22 protein-coding genes and 1 pseudogene are annotated in these 25,679 nt (G+C 73.4%); 8 read left to right on the top strand and 15 right to left on the bottom strand.

Translation table 11 applies throughout. The features are described 5' to 3' along the window. Positions 1-4 precede the first annotated feature (4 nt). From CLV43_RS43570 to CLV43_RS43600, 8 genes and pseudogenes are all read right to left on the bottom strand, one after another. Positions 5-4,396, bottom strand: a complete 4,392-nt coding sequence (locus CLV43_RS43570; RefSeq protein WP_106196350.1) for an RHS repeat-associated core domain-containing protein — start codon at positions 4,394-4,396, stop codon at positions 5-7. Then, entirely contained in the window at positions 4,393-4,710 is a 318-nt protein-coding gene (locus tag CLV43_RS43575; protein WP_106196352.1) for a type VII secretion target, read from the bottom strand. Before CLV43_RS43575 ends, CLV43_RS43570 begins: the two co-directional genes overlap by 4 nt. Continuing rightward, on the bottom strand, positions 4,707-5,129 hold the full coding sequence (locus tag CLV43_RS43580) for a YbaB/EbfC family nucleoid-associated protein (protein WP_106196426.1): 423 nt from the start codon (positions 5,127-5,129) through the stop codon (positions 4,707-4,709). Before CLV43_RS43580 ends, CLV43_RS43575 begins: the two co-directional genes overlap by 4 nt. Positions 5,130-5,366: 237 nt before the next feature. Further along, positions 5,367-6,566 carry an ABC transporter permease gene (locus tag CLV43_RS43585; protein WP_425445804.1) on the bottom strand — a complete coding sequence of 400 codons (1,200 nt, stop codon included), beginning with the start codon at positions 6,564-6,566 and terminating at the stop codon, positions 5,367-5,369. Between the two features lie 4 nt (positions 6,567-6,570). Next, positions 6,571-7,229 (bottom strand): annotated as a pseudogene (locus CLV43_RS43590) (ABC transporter ATP-binding protein). Beyond that, positions 7,226-7,957, bottom strand: a complete 732-nt coding sequence (locus tag CLV43_RS43595) for a peptidoglycan-binding protein (RefSeq protein ID WP_211304849.1) — start codon at positions 7,955-7,957, stop codon at positions 7,226-7,228. Before CLV43_RS43595 ends, CLV43_RS43590 begins: the two are co-directional and overlap by 4 nt. 6 nt (positions 7,958-7,963) lie before the next feature. Further along, positions 7,964-8,305: a hypothetical protein gene (locus CLV43_RS48980; RefSeq protein ID WP_211304842.1), complete on the bottom strand. Its 342-nt coding sequence runs from the start codon at positions 8,303-8,305 to the stop codon at positions 7,964-7,966. After that, positions 8,302-8,658: a hypothetical protein gene (locus CLV43_RS43600; RefSeq protein ID WP_106196354.1), complete on the bottom strand. Its 357-nt coding sequence runs from the start codon at positions 8,656-8,658 to the stop codon at positions 8,302-8,304. The genes CLV43_RS48980 and CLV43_RS43600 overlap by 4 nt, the downstream gene beginning before the upstream one ends. Positions 8,659-8,785: 127 nt before the next feature. On the opposite strand from CLV43_RS43600, the gene CLV43_RS43605 reads away from it, so the two are divergent. From CLV43_RS43605 to CLV43_RS43620, 4 genes are all read left to right on the top strand, one after another. Then, positions 8,786-9,442 carry a response regulator transcription factor gene (locus CLV43_RS43605; RefSeq protein WP_106196355.1) on the top strand — a complete coding sequence of 219 codons (657 nt, stop codon included), beginning with the start codon at positions 8,786-8,788 and terminating at the stop codon, positions 9,440-9,442. Next, positions 9,439-10,641, top strand: a complete 1,203-nt coding sequence (locus tag CLV43_RS43610) for a sensor histidine kinase (RefSeq protein WP_245887477.1) — start codon at positions 9,439-9,441, stop codon at positions 10,639-10,641. Before CLV43_RS43605 ends, CLV43_RS43610 begins: the two co-directional genes overlap by 4 nt. A 118-nt stretch (positions 10,642-10,759) precedes the next feature. Then, positions 10,760-11,011, top strand: a complete 252-nt coding sequence (locus CLV43_RS43615; RefSeq protein ID WP_106196357.1) for a DUF6289 family protein — start codon at positions 10,760-10,762, stop codon at positions 11,009-11,011. A gap of 58 nt (positions 11,012-11,069) precedes the next feature. Then, entirely contained in the window at positions 11,070-12,317 is a 1,248-nt protein-coding gene (locus CLV43_RS43620) for an acetyl-CoA acetyltransferase (RefSeq protein ID WP_106196358.1), read from the top strand. Here CLV43_RS43620 and CLV43_RS43625 read toward each other — a convergent pair. Together CLV43_RS43625 and CLV43_RS43630 are read right to left on the bottom strand one after the other, a co-directional pair. Beyond that, positions 12,298-12,963: a DUF1345 domain-containing protein gene (locus CLV43_RS43625; protein ID WP_106196360.1), complete on the bottom strand. Its 666-nt coding sequence runs from the start codon at positions 12,961-12,963 to the stop codon at positions 12,298-12,300. The two genes, CLV43_RS43620 and CLV43_RS43625, sit on opposite strands and share 20 nt — an antisense overlap. A 251-nt stretch (positions 12,964-13,214) precedes the next feature. Beyond that, positions 13,215-14,201, bottom strand: coding sequence for a helix-turn-helix domain-containing protein (locus tag CLV43_RS43630; RefSeq protein WP_211304843.1), 987 nt, complete (start codon positions 14,199-14,201; stop codon positions 13,215-13,217). A 146-nt stretch (positions 14,202-14,347) separates the two neighbouring features. On the opposite strand from CLV43_RS43630, the gene budC reads away from it, so the two are divergent. Further along, the gene (budC, locus tag CLV43_RS43635) at positions 14,348-15,133 is read left to right on the top strand and encodes a meso-2,3-butanediol dehydrogenase (protein ID WP_211304844.1); all 786 of its coding nucleotides are present in this window, start codon (positions 14,348-14,350) and stop codon (positions 15,131-15,133) included. Between the two features lie 70 nt (positions 15,134-15,203). On the opposite strand, the gene CLV43_RS43640 is transcribed toward budC, so the two are convergent. From CLV43_RS43640 to CLV43_RS43655, 4 genes are all read right to left on the bottom strand, one after another. Further along, positions 15,204-16,127: a winged helix-turn-helix transcriptional regulator gene (locus tag CLV43_RS43640; protein ID WP_106196361.1), complete on the bottom strand. Its 924-nt coding sequence runs from the start codon at positions 16,125-16,127 to the stop codon at positions 15,204-15,206. Further along, positions 16,102-17,613, bottom strand: a complete 1,512-nt coding sequence (locus CLV43_RS43645; protein ID WP_106196363.1) for a carotenoid oxygenase family protein — start codon at positions 17,611-17,613, stop codon at positions 16,102-16,104. Before CLV43_RS43645 ends, CLV43_RS43640 begins: the two co-directional genes overlap by 26 nt. A 100-nt stretch (positions 17,614-17,713) precedes the next feature. Next, positions 17,714-18,370 carry a response regulator gene (locus CLV43_RS43650; RefSeq protein WP_106196365.1) on the bottom strand — a complete coding sequence of 219 codons (657 nt, stop codon included), beginning with the start codon at positions 18,368-18,370 and terminating at the stop codon, positions 17,714-17,716. Next, a complete protein-coding gene (locus CLV43_RS43655) occupies positions 18,367-19,620 on the bottom strand; it encodes a sensor histidine kinase (RefSeq protein ID WP_106196367.1) in 1,254 nt (417 codons plus the stop codon). The genes CLV43_RS43650 and CLV43_RS43655 overlap by 4 nt, the downstream gene beginning before the upstream one ends. Positions 19,621-19,825: 205 nt before the next feature. Here CLV43_RS43655 and CLV43_RS43660 point away from each other — a divergent pair, with 205 nt between their 5' ends. Next, positions 19,826-20,356 (top strand): hypothetical protein, encoded by a 531-nt coding sequence (locus CLV43_RS43660; RefSeq protein WP_106196369.1) that lies wholly within the window; start codon positions 19,826-19,828, stop codon positions 20,354-20,356. Positions 20,357-20,427: 71 nt separating this feature from the next. Here CLV43_RS43660 and CLV43_RS43665 read toward each other — a convergent pair whose 3' ends face one another. Next, a complete protein-coding gene (locus tag CLV43_RS43665; RefSeq protein WP_106196371.1) occupies positions 20,428-21,351 on the bottom strand; it encodes an AraC family transcriptional regulator in 924 nt (307 codons plus the stop codon). Positions 21,352-21,529: 178 nt separating this feature from the next. Here CLV43_RS43665 and CLV43_RS43670 point away from each other — a divergent pair, with 178 nt between their 5' ends. Both CLV43_RS43670 and CLV43_RS43675 read left to right on the top strand, forming a co-directional pair. After that, positions 21,530-24,328, top strand: coding sequence for an alpha-L-rhamnosidase (locus CLV43_RS43670; protein ID WP_106196372.1), 2,799 nt, complete (start codon positions 21,530-21,532; stop codon positions 24,326-24,328). A 25-nt stretch (positions 24,329-24,353) separates the two neighbouring features. Continuing rightward, positions 24,354-25,676: an ABC transporter substrate-binding protein gene (locus tag CLV43_RS43675; RefSeq protein ID WP_106196374.1), complete on the top strand. Its 1,323-nt coding sequence runs from the start codon at positions 24,354-24,356 to the stop codon at positions 25,674-25,676. Positions 25,677-25,679 lie beyond the last annotated feature (3 nt).

Genomic DNA, 25,679 nt, shown 5'->3' on the forward strand with positions numbered 1-25,679 from the left:
GATCCTACGGGTGCCCCTGGGTCATCCACCTGTTGATCGCCGACCAGTTCTCCCTCCGGGTGCCGTCGAGGCTCCAGGTGATGGCGGCGTTCTTGTACTGGCCGACGACGCCCGCGCAGTCGTGGTTGGGCATCGAGCACGGCACGCGCTCGGAGTAGATCCGGGTGACCTGCTCGGGCTTGATGCCGCGGGCCTGCAGCTCGGCCTGCATGATCTGCTCGGAGTGCAGACCACCGGGGTCGTTGGCCTGGACCAGGTACTGCTTGCCGGTCGGTGTCTCGTACTCGTACACCGCGACGTTCTGGTGCGAGCCGACGCCCTCGTTCAGCCGGTGCTCGTAGGCCATCTTGCTGAGGTCGGTCTCGCCGAGGCGCACCGGTCCCTGCCTGCCGCACACCGCGAGCCCGTAGGGGTCGACGAACCGCAGCGGGTTGCCCGCGTAGGCGTAGTGGTTGGGCGACGGTGCCAGCCCCAGCGGGTCCGGGCCGGTGTAGCGGCCCGTCCACGGGTCGTAGTACCGGAAGACGTTGTAGTGCAGGCCGGTCTCGGTGTCGTGGTACTGGCCGGGGAAGCGCAGCGGGCAGTCCGTGGTGGACCGCGAGCCCAGCAGCGCGCCCCACGCCGAGAACGAGGCCTGCCAGGTGGTCCGGCCGTCGGCGCCGACCAGCGCGGTGGGCCTGCCGACGTGGTCGGTGACGACGGCGTGGAAGCCGGTGCCGTCGAGCTGGGCGAGCGGGGTGGACGTGCCCGCCTCGTGCACCCACGTCGTGACCCCGACGCCGGTGGCGTGCTGCTCGGCCAGGTCGAAGCCGTCCCAGGCGAAGTCGACGCGCAGCTGCCCGGAGGTCTTGGCGCAGCGGCGGCCGAGCGCGTCGTAGAGGTACCGCCAGGTACGACCGTCCGGTGTGGACACCTCGACGAGCTGGTCGTAGGCGTTCCACGAGTAGCGCCAGAGCAGGACCTGGCCGGAGAGCGTGTGCCTGCGGACCTCGCTCACCCGGCCCTGGCCGTCGTAAGCGCAGGTCGTGCGGCCCGCGGCCCGCAGCAGGCCGCGGTCGAACTCGCGCTGCCCCTCGGCGTCGCCGCCGGGCAGCCACGCGGCGGCGGTGATGTTGCCCGCCAGGTCGTAGTCGTAGCGCTCGGTGTTGTCCGGCGAGTGGACCGCGGCGACGCGGCCCATGACGTCCAGGTCGACGCGGGTCGGGCCGTCGCCGACCAGGTAGCCGTCGGGCCGCCAGCGCAGCTGCCTGCGCTGTCCCGCGAACTCCTGCGCCGCGAGCCTGCCGACGGCGTCCCAGGTCTGGGCCAGGACCAGGTGGGCGTCGAGGTTGTGCGCCACGGTGCGCCCGAGGCGGTCGCGGTCGAACGTCAGCGCGTGCCCACCCGCCCGCACCGAGGCCAGGCCGCCCGCCGGGTCGTAGCCGTAGTCCACGGCCGCGCCCGACGGCGTCACCCGGCGCACCCGCCTGCCCGCGGCGTCGTAGCTGTTGACCAGCACCCGGCCGTTGAACGCCTCGGTCAGCACCCGGCCGACCGGGTCGCGGGTCAGGGTGATCTCACCCGCCTCGTTGACCGCGCGGACCACCTGGCCCTGCGAGTCGTACTCGTAGGTGGTCTCGCCGCCGTCGTCGGCGACCTGCCGCACGCGCCTGCCCGCGGCGTCGTAGGCGAAGGTGACCGTCTGGCCCGCGCCGTTGGTGCTGGACACGACCCGACCGGCCGCGTCGTGGGCGTAGGTGACGACACGACCGTGGAAGTCCTGCTCCCGCACCAGGTTCCCGGCCGGGTCGTAGGTGTAGGTCCACGTCCGGCCCTGCGCGTTCGTGACGGCGGTGACGCGCTGCTCGGTGTCGTAGGCGAACGCCGTCCGCGCGCCGTCGGCGGTGACCCGCGCGGCGGGCAGGTCGAAGTCGCCGATCTCGAACGTCGTGCGCCTGCCGCCCGCGTCGACGTGCTCGACGAGGTTGCCCTCGCCGTCGTGGCGCCAGGTCTCCCGGCCGCCGTCGGGCCCGAGCCGCCACGCGGGCTGGCCGTCGACGGTCCAGCCGTAGCGGGTGGTGCCCTCGAGCGGGTCGACGACGGCGACCAGCCGTCCGAAGACGTCGCGCTCGTAGCGGTGCCGGTTGCCGCGCGGGTCGACCATGGTGATCGGCAGGCCCGCGGCGTTGCAGGTGATGACGCTGGTGGCGCCGGTCGCGTCCGTCCGGCTCGCGAGGTGCCCGTACGCGTCGTAGGTCGTGCGGGTCGTCCCGCCCGGACCGGTCTCCGCGAGGAGGTTGCCGCGGGCGTCGTAGGTGTACTCCGTGGTCGCGACCCCGTCGGAGACCGAAGTGGACAGTCCGAACCTGTTGTACGCCAGGCTCCTGGTCGACCCAGTGGGCTCGACGATCTCGACGACGTGCCCGGCCTCGTCGTACCGGTAGCGCGTCGTGTTGCCGACCGCGTCCGTGCGGGCGAGCAGGCGGTCGTAGCGGTCCCACTCGCTGGTCACGCTGTGCCCCAGCGGATCCACGACCCGCACGATCTGCCGCAGCGCGTTAAGGTGGTAGACCGACTCGTTGCCGAGCGAGTCCTGCACGGTCGTCGCCGAGTCGTCGTAGCGGAACCGGGCGTTGAGGATGCCGCCGGTGCCCTCGGCCCACGCCACCCGGCCGCGCGCGTCGAAGTGGTAGCGGTAGCGGGTTCCCCTGCGGTCGGTCCAGCCGACGATCCGCCCGTCGCCGTCGTAGTCGAAGACGTGCGGCAGACCGGAGGCGTTGGTCACGCGGGTGAGGTCGCCGGAGTCGTCGTAGCCGAACGACATCAGCGGGATGTCGCCGAGCCGGTAGCCGGTGACGCGGCCGCGTGCGGTCTCGACGGTGACGCGGTAGCCGCCGGAATGCCTGATCTCCGTGGGCATCCCGTCCGCGTCGGTGACGAAGTCGATGCGGTCGCCGTTGCGGTCGGTGATCGCCCGCAGCGGCGCCAGTCCGGCCACGCCGGACGGCGCGAAGTGCAGGACGTGCCCGTTCGGCCGGGTGATCCGGTAGGTGCCGTCGGCGTCCAGCGCCAACGGCCAGCGCGGCCCCTCCACCGGCAGGACGGACTCGCCGCGCGCCGGCGCGGGGTAGACGAGCATGATCGCGTCCGCGCCCGCGAAGCACACGCCCTGCTCGTCCACCTCCAGCCGCTGGTCCACGGTGGACGCCCAGGACCGGCCGAAGAGCCTGCCGACCCGGTAGGAGGAGATGTGCGTCCGTTGCAGGACGAGGCCGAGGTCGGCGGGCAGCGTGACGTCGGTCTGGGTGAGGAACATGTCGCCGGTGACGACGTCGACCGGGTCGCCGCAGCCCGTGCGGTTCTCCGCCTCCTGCACGGTCGACCGCGGGTCCTCGGTCTGGCTCCGCACGGACGAGTCCTCGGCGGGCGGCTTCCCGTTGCCCGACGGCTCGCCGGGAGTGCCCTCGGCCGTGGAGGTGTGCGTCTCGCCGCCGGGCGGGGCGTGCTCGCCGCCCGCCGGGTGCGGTTCCGCGCTGGCGACGTGGGTTTCCCCGCCCGCGCTGGACACGTGCGTCTCACCGCCACCGCCGCCCGTGTGCGGTTCGGCCGACGACACGTGCGTGCCGCCGCCCTCGCTGGCGTGCAGGCGCGGCTCCTCGACGTGCCCGTGCAGCGCGGCCATCACCTTCTGCACGCCCTGCCAGATCTCCTCGAGCTTGCTCATGATCGGCCGCAGCTTCTCGACCGAGTTGATCAGCTTCTTGATCGTGGCGCCGATCTTCTCGGTCCACGCCGCGACCTGCTCGACGACCTGGGCCACGACGAACGGCGTGCCGAGGCCGAGGGTGAACACCTCCTCCAGCGCGTCCTGGATGAAGTCGCCGACGGCCTGCGTGACCATGTCCCGCACCAGGGCGCGCACGACACCGGTGATGACGCCGACCACCTTCACGACCGTGCTGATCGCGCTCGCGCAGGTGGCGATGGTGGAGAGCCCGTCGACCCTGTCCCCGACGTGCTTGCGGTAGGCGTCGGCGGCAGGCCCCGACCAGGTCGCCGTGTCCTTGGTGGCTGCGTCGGTGAGGCTCTTCCCGGCGTCCTGCACGGCTTTCGCGACGTTGGCCCACGTCTGCGAGTACGCGGCGATCTGGTCGCCGTCGCCCGCGAGCTGGTTGAGCGCGTCCTGGAGCGGCTTGACGTGCTCGATGAGCCAGTTCAGGCCGTAGGAGATGAGCGTGCCGACCGGGTTCATCGCCATGGTCAGCAGGTCCATGCCCGCGCCGAGCGCGGAGATGCCGCCCTCGATCCAGCTCCCCGACTCGACCGCGTCGTAGACGCCCGCGGCGTCGTCCACCAGGTTGATCCCGGTGTGCCAGGTCGTGGAGTCCTGCTTCTGGGCCAGGAGCGGGTTGGTCACGACAGCTCCTTCCCGATGGCGGAGAAGCTGTCCGCCAGGGTGCGGTCCACGGTGTCGTAGTGCTCGGCGGTCGCCTCGACCTCGTTCGCGGTGTCGGTGATCGCCTGCCGCGCGGCCCGCAGCGCGAGCACACCGGGGGCGCTGACCGCCATGACGATGGGCACGAACAGCGGGCCGCAGATCATCCCGTAGGCCTGCACTCCCACGGTGACCTGCTGGGCGGCCTCCACGGCCTGGCCCAGCGCGTCGGCGACCTGCCGCACGGACCCGGCGTGGGTGTGCAGCTCGCCCGGCGTGACCTGGTAGCCGCTCATCGGTCCATCACCGACCCGAAGTCCTCGTCGTCGTCGGGTTTCGGCGGTGGCGACGGCCTGTCCCCCGGATCGGGCTCGGGGAACCTCGCGCGGTAGGTCCCGACGATGGTGTCGACGGTCTGCTTGTCGTCGCCGATCGTCTCGGCCATCACACCCGCGAGCGCCTCCGGCAGCCTGGCCTGCGCCCGGCGCATGGTGAGCAGGACGGCCTTCGCCAGCTCGTCGTGCTCCTTGATCCGGAGGTCCGTGACGTTGCCGCCGGAGTCGATCGTGACGGTCACCGGGCCTTCGGTCTCGGTGACGGAGACGGCCTGCGCCAGCACGCGCATCTCCTGGTAGCGCTCGGCTTTCGCCTTGGCCTGCGCGACCCACGCGTCGATCCCCGCGCTCGCGCTTCCGCCAGGTATCGGACCAGTCATCACGATCCCCTCCACCGGGTTGGGCGCTCGGTGCGACGAACACTGTGTGCCCGCCGTTCCCACCGGTGGAGGGGAATCTCCGAGCGCCATCCGATTGGCGCATGACAAACGGTGGCGTTTCCGTCAAACCGCCCAGAGTGCCGTGACCGCAACGGGAGCCCGCCGAACCCGGTGGTCCCGCGAGCCCTCGCGCGCCCGTCCGCCCGCCCGCCGCGGATGGCGACGGGCGGGCGGGTCTCACGGTGCCGCCAGCGCCTCCGTCGGGGAGAGGCGGGCAGCGCGGACGGCCGGGTACAGGCCCGCGACGGCGCCGACGAGCAGGGTGGCGGCGAGACCCCCGGCGCTCGACCAGACCGGGACGACGGGCGGCCAGGACCTCATGCCCGCGTAGACGGTCGTGACCGCGCTGCCGAGCACGACACCGCCCAGGCCGCCCAGTGCCGAGAGCAGCAGGGACTCCGCCAGGAACTGCAGGCGGACCTGGCCGCGGGTCGCGCCGAGGGAGCGGCGCAGGCCGATCTCGGCGCGGCGCTCCAGGACGGAGATGACCATGGTGTTGGCCACGCCGACCCCGCCGACCAGCAGGGCCACCGCGCCGAGACCGAGGAGCAGTCCGGTGAACGCGCGGTCGGTCGCCTGCCTGGCCGCGAGCGCGTCCGACGGCCTGGACACGTCGACCTCGTTGGGCGCCAAGGGGTTCGCGGTCGCGGCGAGCACACCCCGCACGGCCTCCACGGCGGCGTCGGCGGACCGGGTGTACACGGTCGTCGGGTGCCCGTCGAAGTCCAGGTAGGACTCGGCGGCGGCCCACCCCACGAGGGCCGCCGTGTCGAGCGAGGGCACCAGGGTGACCGGTTCCAGGACGCCGATGACGGTGAACGGCCTGCCGCCCAGCTGGACCTGGACGCCCTGCCCGACCGCGCCGACGCCGAGCGACCGGGCGGCCGTCGACCCGAGCACCGCGGTCGGGTACCCGGCGGTCGCGGCGTTGAGCCACGTCCCGCTCGTCAGCGAGGCGCCGACCGTGCCGGGCAGGTCCAGGTGGGCCGCCTGCACCGACAGACCCCCGCTCTGCACCTCGGGGATCCGGTCGTTGCGGTACACCTTCGCGCCGGTGACCTTGCCGGTGGCCGCCACCCGCTCGACCGGACCGATCCGCGAGATCATGGCGACCGACTCGACGGGCAGCACGGCGCTCCCGCCGGACAGCCGGTCGCCGGGCGCGACGGTGAGCAGGTTCGTGCCGAGCGCGGCCAGCTGCTCGTCGAGGCGCGCCCGGCCGGACGCCGAGATGCCCACCACCGCGACCATGGCCGCGATGCCGATGGCGATCCCCAACGCGGACAGGAAGGCCCGCAACGGCCTGGTGCGCAGCCCCGCGCCCCCGGTGCGGAGCACGTCGCGCGGTCGCAGCCGGGACGGGGTCAGGTCGAGCACCACCTCAGACCACCTTCCCGTCGCGCATGGACACCCGGCGGGGCAGCCCGGCGGCGATCTCCCGGTCGTGCGTGACGACCACGACGGTCGTGCCCGCCGAGTGCAGCTCGCGCAGCAGCGCGAGCACGCCCGCCCCGGACGCGGTGTCCAGGTTCCCGGTCGGCTCGTCGGCCAGCAGCAGCGCGGGTTCCCCCGCCACCGCCCGCGCGATGGCCACCCGCTGCCGCTCACCGCCGGACAGCTCGTGCGGCGCGTGGTGCAGCCGGTCGCGCAGCCCCACCCGCACCAGCGCGGCCTCCGCTCGCCGCCTGCGCTCCCGCGCCGCACACCGGCGTAGAGCAGCCCGTCCGCCACGTCGTCCAGCGCCGCCTGCCCCCGCGCCAGGTGGAACTGCTGGAACACGAACCCGACCCGCCGCGCCCGCAACGCCGACAGCTGCCCGTCCGACAGCGCGGCGACGTCGTACCCCTCCACCCGCACCGTCCCCTCCGACGGCCGGTCCAGCGTGCCGATCAGCTGCAGCATCGTGGACTTGCCCGACCCGGACGGGCCGACGACGGCGACCATCTCCCCGTGGTCGATGGACAGCGTGACGCCGTCCAGCGCCCTGACCCCGCCCTCGTACACCTTGCCGACGCCTGCCAGCTCCACCACCGGGCTCACGCGGGCATCCCCACCGTCGTGCCCTCGGCGAGCCCGTCGCCGGTGACCTCGACCCGGCCCGCGGCGAACATCCCGGTCCGCACCGGCACGATCCGGGTCGCGCCGTCCTCCACCACCTGCACGCCGTACCCGCCCTCGGCGAGCGCGAGCAGCGCGGCCACCGGAACGGTCAGCACGTCCTCCCGCTCGGCGGCGGTGAACCCGACCCGGACCGACGCCCGGTCGAGCCCCGCCAGCACCGCGGCGTCGTCGGGGGTGACGGTGACGGCGATCTTCGTGACGGGGTCGGCCTTCCCGTCGCCGGGGTCGACCACGGTCCGGCTGTCGGTGATCCTCCCCGTGGTGGGCTTCCCGTCGGGCAAGGTGAGGGTGACGGGGGCGTCGCGCACCACCAGCCGCTCGTCGGACACGTCGAGCTCGGCGGTGACCAGCCGGACGGTGCCGGTGCGGGTGAGCACGGCGGTGTCCGGCCGGGCCCGGTCGCCGACGGCGGCCTTGAGGCCGTCCACGCGCACCGGGCCCGCGGCGTGCGCGATCCGCCCCTGGTCGACCGTCCCGGTCTTCGCGACCCCGAGGTCGCCCTGCCACCCGCGCACGGCCGCGGCGGTGGCCTCGGTGTAGGTGTCGTCGGCGGTGAACCCGGTGTACCCCAGTGCGGACAGGTTCTGCTCGAACTGCGCGACGTCCGCGCCCGTCGTCCCCGGCGCCAGCGTGCGGTAGGCGGGCAGCGGCCCCTAGAGCAGCACGACGGGGGTGTCGTCGACCCGGTAGAGGGCCTGCCCGCGGTCGACCGAGGTCCCCGGTTCGGGCAGCCAGGTCAGCACCCCGTCGAGCCGCGCGTCGACCGTGGTGGCGGCGCCGTAGCCGAGGTCGCCGCTCTCGGTCTCGGTGTCGACCAGGGTCTGCCTGGTCAGCCGGGCGGTCGCGGGTGGCGGGTCCACGTGGCCGCCGTCGGCCCGGTCGGTCTCCCACAGCCCGGCCGCGGCTCCGGTGGACACCGCGACCGCGGCGCCGGTCGTGACCACGACGGCGACCACGACCACCACCCGGCAGGTCCTCCTGCGTCTCGTGGTCACCGGCCGGACTCCTGCTTCTCGGAACGGGTGCCGCCGCCGTCGGGCAGGTGCCGCTGCGCGCAGGTCTGCTCGACGGACCGGTAGTCGGGGCTCATCGGGTCCATGCCTGGCGTGCCGTCGATCTTGATCCCGCCGTTCTCGTCCGAGTCGGGGAAGCCCGGCAGACCGTTGTCCCGCATGCACTTCGCGTACTCGAGCGCGGCCGCCTCCTCATCGCGCGGACCGGCGACCGCGCTGGCGGACGTGGCTCCGGTGCCCGCCGAGGCCACGTCGTTCCCGTTGTCCGCCGCGCCGCACGCGGCCAGTCCCCACACCAGCAGCGGCCAGAGGACGAGCGTCGTCCTGGTGCGCATGGTCACCTCCCGTGACACCGGCCGGGGCTGTCCCGGCCGTGGGACGCAGTCGACCGGACGCGGCATCACCGGGGCGTCTCCGAGAACGATGACGTCGACGTGACGGGGGTGCGGTCACCATGGGGGCATGCGGATCCTGGTGGTGGAGGACGAGCCGTTGCTCGCTGGCGCGGTGGCGGAAGGGCTGCGCGCCGACGCGCACGCGGTGGACGTCGTGCACGACGGGGGAGCGGCGCTGGAGCGGGTCGACGTGCACGACCACGACGCGGTGGTGCTCGACCGCGACCTGCCGGTGGTGCACGGCGACGAGGTGTGCCGGGTGCTCGCCGCCCGCGACGGCAGCGTGCGGGTGCTGATGCTGACCGCCGCCGTGGAGGTCGACGACCGGGTCGCGGGGCTCGCGCTCGGCGCGGACGACCACCTGCCGAAGCCCTTCGCGTTCGCGGAGCTGTCCGCGCGGGTCGTGGCGCTGGGGCGGCGGTCCCGGCCCGCCGTGCCGCCGGTGCTGCACCGCGCGGGCATCCGGCTCGACCCGCACCGGCGCGAGGTGTACCGGGAGGGGCGGTACGTCCCGTTGTCCCGCAAGGAGTTCGCGGTCCTGTTCGAGCTGCTGCGCGCCGACGGTGCCGCGGTGTCCGCGGAACGGCTGCTGGAGAAGGCGTGGGACGAGCACGCGGACCCGTTCACGCACACCGTGCGGATGACGATCCCCAAGCTGCGCCGCAAGCTCGGCGACCCGGCCGTCGTGCTGACCGATCCCGGAGTGGGGTACCGGATCCCGTGAAGAGGCTCACCCCGTCGAACCTGACCATCCGCGCCCGCCTGACCCTGGTCTACGGCGGGCTTTTCCTCCTCGCGGGCGTGCTCATGCTGGCCGTCACCTACGCCCTGGTCGCCCAGCGGACGCACGACCAGCCCGCCCTCACCGTGACGAACTCGACCACCGACCCGGCCGCGCTCGCGCCGCCGGAGGAGGGGCGGACCTTCATCACCGAGTACGCGCGGGAGGCCAGGCAGGACGTGCTGGACTCGGTGCTCACCCAGGGCGGGATCGCGCTGGCCGTCGTCGGGGTCGTCGCCGTCGCGCTCGGCCGGCTGATCGCGGGCAGGCTGCTCCAGCCGCTGCACCGGGTCACCGACACCGCCAGGCGGATAGCGCGCGCGCCCGCGGCCGACCGGAGTCTGCACGAGCGCATCGCCCTGGAGGGGCCGCACGACGAGATCAAGGAGCTGGGCGACACCTTCGACCTCATGGTGGAGCGCCTCGACCGCTCCTTCGACGGCCGGCGCCGGTTCATCGCCAACGCCTCGCACGAGCTGCGCACACCGCTGACCCTCAACCGGACGCTGCTGGAGATCGCCCTCCAGCGCCCCACCGCGTCGCCGGACGTGCTCCAGCTCGGCGAGACCCTGCTGGAGATCAACACCCGGCACGAGCGGCTGATCGACGGCCTCCTGCTGCTGGCCCGCTCCGAGCGCGAGATCACCGAGGCGTCCTACGTGGACCTCGCCGACCTCGCGGACCACGTCGTCGACCACACCCCGGCGGGGGAGGGCCGGGTGGACGTCGAGCCGGGGGAGGCCCCGACCACGGGCAACCCGGTGCTGCTGGAACGGCTGGTGCAGAACCTCGTGGAGAACGGCGTGCGCCACAACGTCCCCAGCGGCGGCTGGGTCCGGGTCCGGACCGGCACGGCCGCGGACGGCTCGGCGGTTCTGGAGGTCACCAACACCGGCCCGGTCGTCCCGCGCTACGACGTCCCCGCCCTGTTCGAGCCGTTCCGCAGGCTGACCACCCCGCGCCAGTCGGCCACCACCCCCGGCGCGGGCCTGGGCCTGTCGATCGTCCGCGCCGTCGCCAGGGCGCACGGCGGCGACGTCCACGCAGAACCGCGCGAGGGCGGCGGTCTGACCGTCACCACGACCCTGCCCGGTCCGGTCGGCGTGCCGGGCAAGGACCTCGTCGGGGCCGCGGTGGGCTGACCGGGCCCGAAGCCCACGGCACTACGGCTTTGCGGTCCGCTGGGCCCGAACAGCCGTATCCGCGGCTCCGCACCCGCCCTAACGTCGGATGGACGTCCACGACGACCAAGGGAGTCCCATGACCCGCCGCTTAGCGACCGCCCTGTCCCTCGTCCTCGCGACCGCGGTCGTCCCGCTCGTGTCGGCCGGTACCGCGCAGGCCCTCCCGGCCTGCAAGTCGGGCTACCAGTGCACCACCACCTTCTACTCCTCCGCCGACCGCGAGCTGCCGGTCGGCGGTACGACCAGGTTCTGCGACGGCACCGTCGACACGTGGGGCTCGTTCACCCGCTACGCCACCGTCACCCAGGCGAAGTGCGAGGCCGCCTGACGGCTCGTCCGGCTACGGTGGGGTCAGGGAACGCTTCGCCCCACCGTGGAGGACGCCGATGACCGCGACGGAGATCTGGCTCGTCGGCGGGTACCAGACGGACTTCGCGCGCAACGCGAGCCGGGAGGGCCTGGACGTCGCGGGGATCGCGGCGGAGGCGGTGCGGGAGACGTTGGCCGCGGCCCACCTGCGGGCCGACCAGGTCGGTGTCGTGCACGTGGGCAACGCGTTCGGGCAGCTGTTCACCGGGCAGGGGCACTTCGGGGCGCTGCCCGCGACCGTGGAGCCGGGCCTGTGGGGTGTGCCCGCGACCCGGCATGAGGGTGCGTGCGCGTCCGGGTCGTTGGCGGCGCTGGCCGCGATGGCGGACCTGGAGTCCGGGCGGTACGACACCGCGCTGGTGCTCGGGGTCGAGCTGGAGAAGACGGTGCCCGGTGACGTCGGCGCCCGCTACATGGGCGCGGCGGCGTGGGTCGGGCACGAGGGGCAGGACGCGAAGTACCTGTGGCCGCACATGTTCAGCGCGCTGGCCGACGAGTACGACCGGCGCTACGGCATCGACGGCGGGCACCTGCTGGCCATCGCCGAGCTGAACACCCGCAACGCCCGCGCGAACCCGTTGGCGCAGACCAGGACGTGGTCGTTCACCGACCGGAGCTTCAGCGCCGACGACGAGGCCAACCCGTTCGTCGAGGGCAGGCTGCGCAAGGCCGACTGCGGGCCGATGACCGACGGCGCCGCCGGGGTCGTGCTGGTGACGGGCGACTACCTGGCCGACCACCCGGAGGTCGCCGCCCGGCCGCGGGCCCGCGTGCTCGGCTGGGGCCACCGCACGGTCGGGCTGTCGCTGGAGCAGAAGCTCGCCCGCAGCGCCGACGACCCGCTGGTGCTGCCGCACGTCCGGGACACGATCCGCGACGCGTTCGGCCGCGCGGGCATCGGCGGGGTCGACGACCTCGACCTCGTCGAGACGCACGACTGCTTCACGATGAGCGAGTACGCCGCGATCGACCACTTCGGCATCACCGCGCCCGGCGAGAGCTGGAAGGCGGTCGAGTCCGGCGACCTGGAGATCGGCGGCCGGATCCCGATGAACCCGAGCGGCGGACTGATCGGGGGAGGGCATCCGGTGGGCGCGACCGGCGTGCGGATGCTCGTCGACGCCTACAAGCAGGTCACCGACCAGGCGGGCGGTTACCAGGTGCCAGGCGCCCGCCGCGCGGCCACGTTGAACATCGGCGGCAGCACCACCACGACCGTCAGCTTCGTCGTGGGCGACGGGACCCTCAGCCCACGGAGCCGCTGATCACGCCGATCGCGATGCCCAGGATCGCCGTGTTGTAGAAGAACGACAGCACGCTGTGGCCCAGCACGAGCGCCCGCATCCGGGAGTCCCGGACCTCCACGTCGGACACGGCGAACGACGTGCCGATCGTGAAGGACAGGTAGGCGAACTCCAGCATGGCCGGCCGGGTGAGCTCGGGGAACACCAGCGGCCGCACGGACGGGTCCTCGTAGAACTGGTGCGCGTACCGCTCGGCGTACCCGAAGTGCAGGATCATCCAGGCCGCGATGACCGCGGGCACGCCGACCGGCTTGACCAGCGCCTTCATGGTGGGGTCGCTGAGCAGGTCGTTGACCACGATGTTCAGGCCCGCGGTGATCCCGACGAGGCTGGTGAGCAGGGTGAACGCGAAGCCGCCCCGCTTGCTCATCAGGCTGCCGAGCCAGTCGGGGCGGTCGGCGGGGTCGTCGGTCCGCGACCGCCTGCTCCGCCGGACCCGCTGCCAGCGGATCACCAGGTAGAGGACCGCCACGAGGTCCCAGCACACCAGGACCCGCAGGTCCACGGTCGGCATCGCGACGGAGACCAGTCCCAGCAGGATCAGGGTGACCTCCACCAGGCGGGAGACCTGCTGGCGGACGGTGGTGGGCACGACTCGGATCGCCATGCAGGGTCCTTTCGGGGCAGACCGTTCATTCCGCATTCGGCAGGCAGGTGTTCCGCATTCCTGCCGGCCGCGCCGAGTGGTCGGCGCACAGGGTGGGGGGCACTTTATGCGGCGGCGGTAGCGCGTTCGTCCTGGGGTGGCCTCGTCCCATTTGGGAGCACGTCCGCGACCATTCCGGACAGGCGGTGGAGGGGTGTTCCCCGCCTTTTCGGGAATGGCGAAAGAATGCCGATGTGCCGCGGCGGTGTGGGTCAGCCGTCGTGCGATCCGGTGGCGCGGGTGTACTCGGTGGGCGTCCGGCCGTAGTGCTTCTTGAAGACGCGGGTGAAGTGGCTGCTGTCGGAGAACTGCCAGTGGGCGGCGACCTCCGAGACGCTCAACGGGCCGGTCGGCGCGGTGAGGGCCAGCCCGGCCTCCTCCAGCCGCCTGCGGCGGATGTAGGAGGTCACCGACTCGCCGGTCGCGGCGAACGCCCGTTGCAGCGTGCGCGCGGAGGTGTGCAGCTCACGGGCCAGCACCTCCGAGGACAGCCCCGGATCGGTGAGCCTGCTGTCCGCCAGGTCCTTCGCGGCCTGGGTGAGCGCGGGGGCGAGCTGTGGCTCCACGTCGTCGAACCGGCGCAGCGCCACGGCCTTGGCCAGCTCGACCAGCGTGTTGCGGACGGCCCGCAGACCGGCCGGACCCAGGTCGGCCACGGTCGTGTGGACCATGTTCGTGTGGGCCACCAGCAACCGGACCTCGGCCGAGTCCGCCAGCCCCGTGACGATCCGGTCGCCCAGCAGTGGGGCGAGCGTCGCGGTGGGCAGCACGAGGATCTTCGCGGTGGTGCCCGGCTCCGTCTGGAAGTGCGACGGCCTCCCCACGTGCCGCAGCAGGAACCGCCCGGCCCGCACGGTGTACGCGGTGCGGTCGTGCGGCCCGCCCAGCGTCCACGCGCCGCGCCGCACTACGACCAGGCGGACCTGGTCCTCGGTGCCGCCGAGGACGCTCGCGGTGCGGATGGGCGTCGTGCCGTGGACGTCGGTCACCGCCACGTCGCGCACCCTGGCGGCCCGGCCCCTGACCCGGAAGTCGGCGGTCGTGGCCGGGCTGAACGCGGGCAGCGGGAACCCGGCGCCGACTTCCGCCTCCCAGCCGTCGCGGAAGGCGGCGAACCCGTGCGCCGCGGCATTCGGGACGGTGGAGTCCAACGAGAACGCGCCCGCCGACGCGTTCCCGTCCGCTGCGGTGGATTCCACGACGCACCCCTTGCGATTTCCCGCCATCTCCTGGCGCCGATCTCCCATCCGGACGGCGGCGCCGTCCAAGCGTGCGCGCGGCCGTCCTTCCTAGGCTACCCAGCGGCGTTCAGGACGAATGCCCGAGCAGAAGGACAGGGATATCCGTGAACCAGCAGAACTCCGGTCGCGTCGTCGTCGTCACGGGTGCCGGTGCCGGCATCGGGGTGGCGATCGCGCACCGGTTCGCCGCCGACGGTCACACCGTGGTGGTACTGGGCCGCACCGAGGCGACCCTCCGGCGGACCGTCGAGGAAGGGCCCGAGGGCGCGGACATGCACATCGCGGTCGCGGACGTCTCCGCGCCCGCCGCGATCACCGCCGCGCTGGACGGGGTGGCCGAGCGGTTCGGGCGGCTGGACGTCCTGGTCAACAACGCGGGCGTGGCGATCCCCGGCACCGTCGAGGGGCTCGACCCGGACGCCTACCGCACGATGATGAGCACCAACGTCGACGGCGCGTTCTACGCCTCGCGGGCCGCGCTGCCGCACCTGCGGGCGGTGCGCGGGTGCATCGTGAACGTCGGGTCGGTGAGCGCGCTCGGCGGGGACTGGGGACAGGCCGGGTACAACATGACCAAGGGCGCGCTGGCCAGGCTGACCGACGTGATGGCGCTGGACCACGGCGGCGAGATCAGGGTCAACGCCGTCCACCCCGGCGTGACGCTGAGCAGCCAGTTCCTGCGCGACGCGCTGGCCGAGGGGTCCCCGTTGCTGGCGCGCTTCGCGGACCGCGTGCCCATGGGGCGGGCGGGGCAGCCCGCGGAGGTCGCCGGGGTGGTCGCGTTCCTGGCCGGGCCCGACGCCGGGTACGTCAACGGGGCCCACGTCCCGGTCGACGGCGGGCTGACCGCGTCGACCGGCCAGGCCGCCCTGTACCGGGTCGACGCCTGACGCGTCCGCCCATCAGGGGCAGGGAAGGCGGACGCGGGGTCCACCAGTGCGAGGCGGAGGTGACACCGAGCTAGCCGGGCACGCGGTCGATCGCCCCGCCGCGCAGCCGCACCGCGCAGACCGAGCAGCGGTACCGGGGCTCGAAGGGGTGTCCGCAGGTCCGGTGGGTGTAGACCATCGCCGGGCCCTCGGGGGAGCGGAACCAGGTCTGGGCCCAGTCCATGGTGTGCACGACGACGGGGAAGAACGCGAGGCCCTTGGCGGTGAGGCGGTAGTCGGGGGTCATGACGTCGAGGTCGGCGAACGTCCGCAGCCGGTCGGCGACCATCACGGGCGGCGCGGACAGCTGGCGTTCGAAGTCGCTGAACCGGCGGGTGCCCTGGAAGGCCGCGCCCAGCAGGGCGCACGACCAGCGGTTGCCGACCAGGGCCGTGGTCTGCGGGAAGAACCCGGCCCGCTGGGCGCCGGAGGAGCGCCGCCGGGTCGTCGCCGACGGCATGGACCGCTCCCACGTGCCGCTCGGGCCGAACCCGCCGACGAGGTTGCGCGGCCCCACCGGTTCCCCGCACGCGCCGCACACCAGCACGGGGGAGAACAGCTCCCCGCACACCTGGTGGCGCATGCCGGGCAGCGCCTCGGTGTAGCGCGGCACCCAGGACAGCTCCCACGACCAGATGCCGAGCAGGATCGGCCACACACCGCGGCCGCGCCGGGTCAGTCGGTACTCGAAGCGCTCTGGCCGCCGCTGGTAGGCGACGCGGTCGAGCAGCCCCAGCTCGGTGAGCCGCCCGAGCCTGCCGGTGAGCACGGCGTTGGAGATCGGCAGCTCCCGCATCCACCCGCCGTAGAGCCGCACGCCCTGCAAGGCGTGGCGCAGGATCAGCAGCGTCCACTCGTCGCCGAGCAGCCCCAGCGCCACGCCGATCGGGTTCCGCCCGCCCGCGGGCAGGTCGGTGACCCGGACGTCCTCAGAGACCGAGGGAGGCGGCGGCATCGTCGCCCTTCCGCCAGCCCGGCAGCTCGGCCCCGGCGGCCCAGGTGGCGTGCGTCCCGCTGGACACCCGCTCGGGCAGCCGAACCCGCGCCACCGGGCCGCCTGCCACGTCGCGGGCGTCGAACACCAGGCACTCGGACAGGTTCCGGTTCATGTCGACGGTGATCGTGACCAGGTAGCCGTCGTCCTCGCCGGTGGCGCCCGGCCGCGGCGCCATCACCGTCTCGCTGCCGAACACGCCGTCGCCGAACGCGTAGCGCTCCTCGGCGCCGGTCAGCACGTCGTGCTTGACCAGGCCGTTGAACAGGAACCACCCCGGCTCGCCGGTCGCGGCGTAGGTGTAGCGGTACGGGCGGCCGCCGTGCGCGGCGTTGATCATGCCGAACTCGGTGATGCTGTCGGAGATCCGCTCCTCCTTGGCCTGCCCGGTGACGAGGTCGAGCCGCCACCGGTGCAGCCTGGTCTGCAGGCGGTCGAGGGCGAGGCCGCGGTAGATGCGGTGGCTGCCGGTCTCACCGTCGGCCTTCGGCATCGGGTCGCCCTGGAAGAACCCGTCCAGGACGATCTCGTCGCCCTCCTCGTAGGCGTTCACCCAGTGCAGCACGTACGTCGGGTCCGCCTCGAACCACCTCACGTCCGCGTTGGTGCCCCGGCGCGGCACGACGCCGATGCGCAGCGGGACGTCGCGGTGGAAGCGGGCGAGGTACGCGCCCTGCTTGAGCAGCTCGGGGTCCCAGAACAGCGGGCAGTCGTTGAGGATCGCGTAGTTCTCGGTGAACGCCATGTCGTGCGGCAGCCGCGGCCCCGGCAGCTCGATACCGGTGTGGTGCAGGAGCTTGTCGTCACCGCCGAGCACGCCGTAGTGCAGGTAGGGGGCCTCGGTGCCATAGCCGAAGAACAGCAGCTCACCGGTGTGCGGATCCACCTTGGTGTGCGCGCTGACGCCCTCGGAACGGGGGAACTCGCCGTGCCAGTCGGACTTGCCGAGCGTGTCCAGGGTGAGCGGGTCGAGCCGGTACAGCTCGCCGCACTGGTAGAAGCTGGTCAGCGCGACGCCGGCGTGCACCACGACGTCCGTGCTGGAGGCGTCCTTCATCCGCCCCCGCGCGCCCCAGCCCTGCTGCCGCACCGCCTTGTTCGGGTCCTCGATGAACCCCGACCACAGCGAGCGGCCCTCCTCCTGCTCGGCGAGGAACCCGTCGGTGCGGACGAACCTGTTGCGGTAGAACGCCTTGCCGTCGCGGAAGCCGACGACGTGGACCATGCCGTCGCCGTCGAACGGGTGGTAGCGCTCGATCGCCGGGTGCAGCGCGGTCTCGGTGTTGCGCAGGTACACGCCGTCGAGGTCGGCGGGGATCTCGCCCTCGACCGCGAGGTTGTCGGCCCGCCACTCCGCGGTCTGCCCCTGCCACGGCCCGGTCCGGTAGGGGTGGTCGTCGTCTTCGGGCAGGGTGCTGAGCACGCGTCCGAGAACTTCCACGTCCATGGTCGGGCTCCTGTCGACAGCGGTGTCGCGCGGGTCCCCTCCTTACTACAACAGGCAGAGTGACCGGTCAACCGCCGCGCCGGGGGGATCAGTGCGCAGGTCAGCCGCCTTCGACCAGGTTCGCGTCGTGGGCGAGGATCGCGGCCTGCACCCGGTTCGACAGGTCGAGCTTGGTCAGCAGGCGGCTCATGTGCGCCTTCACCGTGGCCTGGCTGTTGTGCAGCTGCTCGCCGATCTCGGTGTTGGACAGCCCCCGGCCGACCAGGGCCAGCACCTCGCGCTCCCGGTCGGTCAGCGCCTTGAGCCGGTTGCGGGCGTCGTCGCCGACGGGGGAGTCGCGCTCGACGAACGCCGAGATCAGGTTGCGGGTCACCGACGGCGACAGCATCGCCTGGCCGTCGGCCACCACGTGCACGGCCTTGATCAGGTCGCGCGGCGGGGTGTCCTTGAGCAGGAAGCCGACCGCGCCCGCCCGCAGCGCCGCGTGCACGTACTCGTCCAGGTCGAACGTGGTCAGCACGATGACCTTCGGCGGCTCGGCCAGCGCGGCCAGCGCCTTGGTCGCGGTGAGCCCGTCGGACTGGGGCATCCGGATGTCCATCAGCACCACGGTCGGCCGGTGCCGCCGCGCCTCGGCGACGGCCTCGTCGCCGTTGCGGGCCTCCGCGACCACGCTGATGTCGTCGTCGGCCTCCAGCATCGTGCGCAGGCCGACGCGCATGAGCTCCTCGTCGTCGGCGATCAGGACCCGGATCATCCGGCGGGCACCGCGATCGGGATGCGGGCCGCGATCCGGAAGCCGCCGTTGCGCGACGGACCGGACTCGAACTCGCCGCCCACCAGCGTCAGCCGCTCCTTGAGCCCGGCCAGCCCGTGCCCGCCGCTGGGCAGGTCGATGCCGGTCGACCGGCGCGGCGCGTCGTTGCGGACGCTCACCTCGAGCCGGTCGGGCAGGAAGCGCAGCGAGATCTCGGTGCGCGCCCCGAACGCGTGTTTGTGCACGTTGGTCAGACCCTCCTGGACGATGCGGTACGCCGTCCGCTCCGCCACGTTCGCCAGCCGCCGCCTGCCCTCCACGCGGTAGTCGACCGGCACTCCCGCGCTGCGCGACTGCTCGACCAATTCTGCCAGGTCGTCCAGCGTCGGCTGCGGGGCCAGCGGCGCGCTGTCGTCGGCGTTGTCGACCTTGAGCACGCCGACGGCCTGCCGCAGCTCGCCGAGCGCCTGCCTGCCGATGTCGGCGATCTTGCTCGCGGCCTCGGCCACCGTCTCCGGCTCGCGGTCCGGTTTCATCTCCAGCGCGCCCGCGTGCACGACCATCAGGCTCACCCGGTGCGCCACGACGTCGTGCATCTCCCTGGCGATCCGGGTGCGCTCCTCGGTCCGCACCTGCCGCGCCAGCAGCGTCTGCTCCCGTTCCAGCCGTTTCGCCCGTTCCCGCAACGACGCCATCAGGCCGCGGCGGGCGTTGAGGTACAGGCCCAGCACCACCGGCAGGACGACGGCCACCAGGACCATGACGCCGGTGAACCCCAGCACCACGAACAGCTCGGCGGTGCTGGGGATGTCCGCCCAGGTCCACGGCTTCAGGCCCGCGACGACGGCGAGCAGGCCGATCCCGGCCAGCACCGCCCGCGACGTCCCGTAGGCGGCGAGGGTGTACAGGGCGATCGTCAGCCCCAGCAGCGTCGAGTGGCCGAACGCCTCCGCGGCGACCACCACCAGCGCGACGGCCACGGGGAAGCGGCGGCGCGCCACCAGGGTGAGGTCGAAGGCCGACCCGGCGAGGTGGGCGAAGGCCGAGGCGAACGAGACCGTCTGCGCCGCGATGGCCGGTTGGGCGGTGGCGACCGCGGGCAGCAACGGCGCCACCCGCACGGCCAGCAGCCACGTCGCGACGGGCAGCACCGTGACGACGAGCGCGAGGACGACGTCGAGCGCCGCCCCGCGCGGCGTCCGCCACCAGCCGAAAGCGGGTGCGTCCGGTGCGCTGTCCACAGTGGCCACGGCCCCAGTCTAGGTCGGTCCGGCGGTGCCCACAGGTGGCCGACCGGCTACGCGTGCGGTCCGAAAGTCGTAGGCCGGGCCGCGCGGATCGTCGACTTCCGGAGGGGTGCGCGTCGCTCGGCGACCGATGCGCCGGGCACCACCGGGCCGACACGATGGTCCCAGTCCGGCGATCGGCGCTCGGACCCGGCGGAAGAAGGCAACCATGGACACCGGCCTGCCGAAGGCCCCTCGCGTCACCGCTCCCGCGGACCCCGCCGACGGGCCCGTGCCACCCGAGCTGCGGACGGTCTTCGTCCTGCTGTTCGCCAACCTCGGCCTGAGCGTGGTGCTGACCGTCCTGGTGTTCGTCCTCCGCGACAGCCTGGTCGACTACCAGCTGGCGCACGCGGTCCTGCCGCCCGGCACCGACGTCGAGCGGTTCCGGTCCGTGCTCCACCAGCAGGTGTGGTTCCGCGTGGCCGGGGTGTTCCTGGTGTCCGCCATGTACCTGCGCGTCGGCTACCGGCTGCGCCGCGGCCACCGCGCCGCCTACCGCCGGGTCCTCTGGATCTCGATCGGCGGCCTGCTGGGCCTGCTGTCGCTGGTGCTGTCCGACAGCTACCCGTGGTGGATGCGGGTCGAGCAGGTCGCCCAGGCGGCCGTCCTGGCCGCGCTGCTCTGGTTCGTGACGCGGCCCGCGATGCGCGCCCGGTTCGCCAAGGAGAAGAAGCTGAAGGGCGGTTTCCTCGGCTGACGCGTCGTGCGGACTGTTGTCATTCCCATTGTTTCAGTGCGGACCGAAGCACACGGGGCGGAGCGGCGGCGTCAGCCTCCGCCCGCCCCGACGGCGATCGCGGCCTCCAACCGCACGGAGGACTGGCCGAACCGAGCCCGGTAGGTCGACGCGCTCAGTCCGAAGTGGACTTTGAAGCGCCGCGCGAAGTAGTTCTGGTCCGGCCACCCCACCGACCGGGCGATCTGCGCGATCGGCTGGTCGGTGTGCAGCAGCAGGCCCGCGGCCAGTTCGACGCGGTGCCTCGACAGGTAGGCCATCGGCGGTAGGCCGGTGGTGTTCTTGAACAACCGCACCACGTACCCCTGCGCCAGGTGCAGCTCGTCGGCCAGGTCGCACAGCGTCCACCGGTACTCCGGCCTGGCCTCCATCAGCCGCATGGCGTGCACGACGGCGGGGTGCGTCGGGTGCGCGGAGGCCTCGCGGTCGCCCGCGACGGTGCGCGCCACAGCGCTCAGGAACAGCGCGAGGCGCCCGATGATGTCGCCGCGGTGCAGGTGCGCGGCGCGGAAGCGCAGCTCCGCCAACGCGTCGAGGTGCCCCACGCACTCCGCGAACGCCTCCGGCGGCAGCCTGGTCGTGAGCATCCCGCGCCGCTCGGCCGAGTACGGGCCGGTCCACAGCAGGTAGCCCAGCAGCGGGTCCTCGCGCGTCCAGGCCAGCTCGCGGTGCAGCAGCTCGGGGGAGAAGCAGCAGTTGAACACGTCGAGCCGGGTGCACTCCTCGTACCCGTGCCACACGCCGGGGCGCAGCAGCAGGACGTCGCCCGCGCGGACCGGCCGGTGGCCGTCGGGGGACACGTGCACGCCTTCGCCGCCGGTCACCACCGCGACCTCGACGAAGCTGTGGGTGTGCAGGCGGTGGCCGGTGTCGTGCCGGTGGCGCCCGGCGTAGGCCAGCGACCCGTCGGTGAAGTGGAGCAGGTCGTTCGCGTTGCCCACGGGCAAGCCGTCCATGCCGGCCAACCCTACGACGTCCCGGTGGCCGAGGTGAAGATCGTGCTACCACCGGTGCACCACGGGCTAGCACCGCGCGGGCCGCCAGCCCACGATCTAGGCGAGAAACCCCCGCGACACCCTCCGTTAACGGCGTCGTGGGGCCGCCTGTTGAATCGTTTCACCATCGAGGAGCCCCATGCCCGGCGCCGCCGCCCCGACCGACCTCCGGTTCGAGCACCACCCCGGACCGGCACTGGGGACGGGACACGCGCGACCGCGGCTGTCGTGGTGCGTGCCGGAGGCCGAGGAGGGGTTCCGCCAGCGGGCCTACGAGGTGGAGCTCACCCGCGGGACCGGTGCGCCGCGGCGGTTCCGGGTCGAGTCGGCCGACCAGGTGCTGGTCGGGTGGCCGGGCGCGCCGCTGGTGTCGCGGGAACGGGTCGGGGTGCGCGTCCGCGTCCGCGACGACGAGTGGTCCCCGTGGAGCGACCCGACCTGGGTCGAGGCGGGACTGCTGTCCGCCACCGACTGGACCGCGCGCCTGGTCAGCCCGCGGGCGATCGGTGGGCTGGACGCGCCCGCCCCGATCCTGCGCGGCGAGCTGACCGTGCCCGACGGGGTCGTGTCCGCCCGGCTCTACGCCACCGCGCACGGGGTCTACGTCGCGGGTCTCAACGGCGAGCGCGTCGGCGACCACGTGCTGGCGCCCGGCTGGACCGGCTACGAGCACCGGCTGCGCTACCAGACCCACGACGTGACCGACCTGGTCCGCCCCGGCGTGAACGTCCTGGAGGTCCTGCTGGGCAACGGCTGGTACCGGGGCAGGCTCGGCTTCGACGGCGGCCGCGCCACCTACGGCGACCGGCTCGCGCTGCTGGCCCAGCTGGAGGTGACCACCGTCGACGGCACCGTGCACGTGCTGGCCACCGACGGCTCGTGGACGGCGTACGAGAGCGGCGTGGTGGCGGACGACCTCTACGACGGGCAGCGCACCGACCTGCGTCCGACGAGCTGGGCAGCCGGGCCGGTGGACGTGCTCGACAGCCGCCTGGACCGGCTGGTCGCCCCGGACGGGCCGCCGGTGCGGGTGACCGCCGTGGTGCCCGCCGTGCTGGTGTGGACGTCCCCGTCCGGCGCGACCCTGGTGGACTTCGGGCAGAACGTCGTCGGCTGGGTCCGGCTGGAGGTCGGCGACCGGGACCTCGCCGACGAGGTGGTGGTGCGGCACGCGGAGGTGCTGGAGGACGGCGAGTTGGCTGTCCGCCCGCTCCGCTCGGCCCGCGCGACCGACAGCTACGTGGCGGCGCGCGGCCGGGCCGTCCTGGAGCCCTCGCTGACGTTCCACGGGTTCCGCTACGCGGAGGTGACCGGTGTCCCCGGTCTGCGGGCCGAGGACGTGCGGGCGGTCGTCATCGGGACCGACCTGCGCCGCACCGGCTGGTTCGAGTGCTCCGACTACCTGCTGGCCCACCTGCACGACAACGTGGTCTGGAGCGCCCGCGGCAACTTCCTGGACGTGCCGACCGACTGCCCGCAGCGCGACGAGCGCCTGGGGTGGACCGGCGACATCCAGGTGTTCGCGCCCACCGCGTGCTTCCTGTTCGACAGCGCGGGTTTCCTCACGTCGTGGCTGGCCGACCTCGCCGCGGGCCAGCACGACGACGGCTCGGTGCCGTCGGTCGTGCCCGACGTGCTGCCCGACGCTCCGCGGGCCGCGGCGGGCTGGGCGGACGCGGCCGTCCTGGTGCCGTGGGTCGTCCACCAGCGCACCGGCGACCTGGCGCTGCTGCGCTCGCAGTGGCCGAGCATGCGGGCCTGGGTGGACCACGCGGCGGGGCTCGCGGGGGAGGACGGGCTCTGGTCCGGCGGGTTCCAGTTCGGCGACTGGCTCGACCCCGACGCGCCGCCGGACGACCCGTTCGCGGCCAAGACCGACCCCGACGTGGTCGCCACCGCGCACCTGGCCCGCTCCGCGCTGCTCGTCGCCGAGTCGGCCGCGCTGCTGGGCGCGCACGAGGCGGCCGCGCGGTACGCCGCGTTGGCGACGCGGGTGCGGGAGGCGTTCGCCCGCGAGTACGTGACGGCGGCGGGCCGGGTGCTCAGCGACTCGCCGACCGCCTACGCGTTGGCGCTGGTGTGGGACCTGCTGCCCACCGCCAAGCAGCGCGCCCGTGCGGGCGACCGGCTGGCGGACCTGGTCCGCGGGGCCGGGTTCCGGATCGGCACCGGGTTCATCGGCACGCCGCTGGTGATGGACGCGCTGACCGCCTCGGGGCACCTCGACGTCGCCTACCGGCTGCTGTCGCAGACCGGGGCCCCGTCCTGGCTGCACCCGGTCACCATGGGCGCGACCACGGTGTGGGAGCGCTGGGACAGCATGCTGCCCGACGGTCGGGTCAACCCCGGCGAGATGACCTCGTTCAACCACTACGCGCTCGGCGCGGTCGCCGACTGGCTGCACCGGACCGTCGCCGGGCTGGCCCCCGCCGGTCCCGGCTACCGCGAGCTGCTGGTCCGCCCCCTGATCGGCCCCGACCTCACCTGGGCGTCGGCCCGGCACCTCACGCCCTACGGCGCGGCGTCGGTGTCCTGGAGCAGGGCGGACGGGACGCTCGTGCTGGGCGTGGTCGTCCCGGTCGGCACCACGGCCACCGTGCACGTGCCCGGTCGGCCCGACCCGGTCGTCGTGGGGCACGGCGCCCACGAGTGGACCGTGCCCGACCCCGTCGCCGCGGACCGGGGTCTGCCCGCCGACGCCACGGTCCGCGACGTGCTCGACCACCGGCCGACGTGGACCGCGGTCGTCGAGGCCGCCGTCGCCGCCGGAGTCGTGGACGGCGAGGCGCGCGCCGCGGGCAGGCTGCTGCCCCACCTCGGCGCCCCCGCCTCGGCGCTGGTCGCCGCACTCGGGCCCGGCGCGCTCGCGCCGGTCCCCACCGAGCTCCGGTCGCGCGTGGACGGGCTGCTCGCCCCGCCCGTCGACGCCGACCGCTGAACCGCACCCGGCCCCGGAGGTCACGATGAAAGCACTGCCGCCACGCCGACCCCGGTGGACCGTGGTCGCCGCCGTCCTCGTCACGGCTCTCGCCCTGGCCTCGTGCAGTCCCGGTGACCTCGGCTCCGGCGACGGCAAGGTCTCGTTGACGTTCCTGGTCGACAACTCCGACGCGAGCGTCCGCCCCGCGGAGGGGCTGGCCAAGGCGTTCGGCGAGAAGTACCCGGACGTGCAGGTGGAAGTCGAGGTCCGGCCCCAGGGCGGCGAGGGCGACAACGTCGTGAAGACGCGGCTGTCCACCGGGGACATGACCGACGTGTTCCTCTACAACTCGGGGTCGCTGCTCCAGGCGCTCAAGCCCGCCGAGACGCTGGTCTCGTTGAAGGGCGAGGGCTTTCTGGCCAACGTCCAGGACACCTTCTTCCCCACCGTGTCCGCCGGGGACGGGGTGTTCGGCGTCCCGATCGGCGGCGCCATGGGCGGAGGGGTGCTCTACAACCGGGCCGTCTACAGCAGGCTCGGCCTCCAGGTGCCCAGGACGTGGGCCGAGTTCATGGCCAACAACGCGAAGATCAAGGCCGCCGGCGTCGCGCCGGTCGTCCAGACCTACCAGGACACCTGGACCTCCCAGATGTTCGTGCTCGCCGACTACCACAACGTCGCCGCCGCCGAACCGCGCTTCGCCGACGACTACACGGCCAACAGGACGAGCTACGCCAGGTCGCCCGCCGCGCTCAAGGGCTTCCAACGCCTGCAGGAGGTCCACGACGCCGGGTACCTGTCGCCGGACTTCGCCTCCGCCAAGTACGAGGACGGCCTGCGCCTGCTCGCGGCGGGGCAGGGCGCCCACTTCCCGATCCTCACGTTCGTCGTCGGCACGCTGGTGGCCAACCACCCGGACAAGGTCGACGACATCGGGTTCTTCGCGCTGCCCGGTGACGACGCCGCCAAGAACGGCCTCACCGTGTGGACCCCGTCCGGGATCTACATCCCCAAGACCACCGGGGGCGAGAAGCTGGCCGCGGCCAAGAGGTTCCTCGCCTTCGTCGCGAGCCCCGAGGGCTGCGCGGCGCAGACCAAGGCCTACGCGCCGACCGGCCCGTACGTGGTGAAGGACTGCCCGCTGCCCGACGACCTGCCGCGCGCGGTGAAGGACATGCTGCCGTACTTCGCCGCCGCGGGCGGCACGACTCCCGCGCTCGAGTTCGTCTCGCCCGTCAAGGGCCCCGCGCTGGAGCAGATCACCGTCGAGGTCGGGTCCGGCATCCGCTCCGCCGCCGACGGCGCCGCCCTCTACGACCGCGACGTGGAGAAGCAGGCCAAGCAGCTCGGACTACCGGGTTGGTGAGCG

Source organism: Umezawaea tangerina, from assembly GCF_003002815.1.
GTDB lineage: Bacteria > Actinomycetota > Actinomycetes > Mycobacteriales > Pseudonocardiaceae > Umezawaea > Umezawaea tangerina.

What these genes read in the sequence shown, in the direction of transcription:
- CLV43_RS43665 (WP_106196371.1), bottom strand. Translation starts at nt 21,351, where the DNA reads ATGGACGGCTTGCCCGTGGGCAACGCGAACGACCTGCTCCACTTCACC.
- CLV43_RS43675 (WP_106196374.1), top strand. Translation starts at nt 24,354, where the DNA reads ATGAAAGCACTGCCGCCACGCCGACCCCGGTGGACCGTGGTCGCCGCC.
- CLV43_RS43660 (WP_106196369.1), top strand. Translation starts at nt 19,826, where the DNA reads ATGGACACCGGCCTGCCGAAGGCCCCTCGCGTCACCGCTCCCGCGGAC.
- CLV43_RS43600 (WP_106196354.1), bottom strand. Translation starts at nt 8,658, where the DNA reads ATGCGCACCAGGACGACGCTCGTCCTCTGGCCGCTGCTGGTGTGGGGA.
- CLV43_RS43625 (WP_106196360.1), bottom strand. Translation starts at nt 12,963, where the DNA reads ATGGCGATCCGAGTCGTGCCCACCACCGTCCGCCAGCAGGTCTCCCGC.
- CLV43_RS43670 (WP_106196372.1), top strand. Translation starts at nt 21,530, where the DNA reads ATGCCCGGCGCCGCCGCCCCGACCGACCTCCGGTTCGAGCACCACCCC.
- CLV43_RS43615 (WP_106196357.1), top strand. Translation starts at nt 10,760, where the DNA reads ATGACCCGCCGCTTAGCGACCGCCCTGTCCCTCGTCCTCGCGACCGCG.
- CLV43_RS43575 (WP_106196352.1), bottom strand. Translation starts at nt 4,710, where the DNA reads ATGAGCGGCTACCAGGTCACGCCGGGCGAGCTGCACACCCACGCCGGG.
- CLV43_RS43580 (WP_106196426.1), bottom strand. Translation starts at nt 5,129, where the DNA reads ATGACTGGTCCGATACCTGGCGGAAGCGCGAGCGCGGGGATCGACGCG.
- CLV43_RS43645 (WP_106196363.1), bottom strand. Translation starts at nt 17,613, where the DNA reads ATGGACGTGGAAGTTCTCGGACGCGTGCTCAGCACCCTGCCCGAAGAC.
- CLV43_RS43650 (WP_106196365.1), bottom strand. Translation starts at nt 18,370, where the DNA reads ATGATCCGGGTCCTGATCGCCGACGACGAGGAGCTCATGCGCGTCGGC.
- CLV43_RS43605 (WP_106196355.1), top strand. Translation starts at nt 8,786, where the DNA reads ATGCGGATCCTGGTGGTGGAGGACGAGCCGTTGCTCGCTGGCGCGGTG.
- CLV43_RS43620 (WP_106196358.1), top strand. Translation starts at nt 11,070, where the DNA reads ATGACCGCGACGGAGATCTGGCTCGTCGGCGGGTACCAGACGGACTTC.
- CLV43_RS43640 (WP_106196361.1), bottom strand. Translation starts at nt 16,127, where the DNA reads ATGCCGCCGCCTCCCTCGGTCTCTGAGGACGTCCGGGTCACCGACCTG.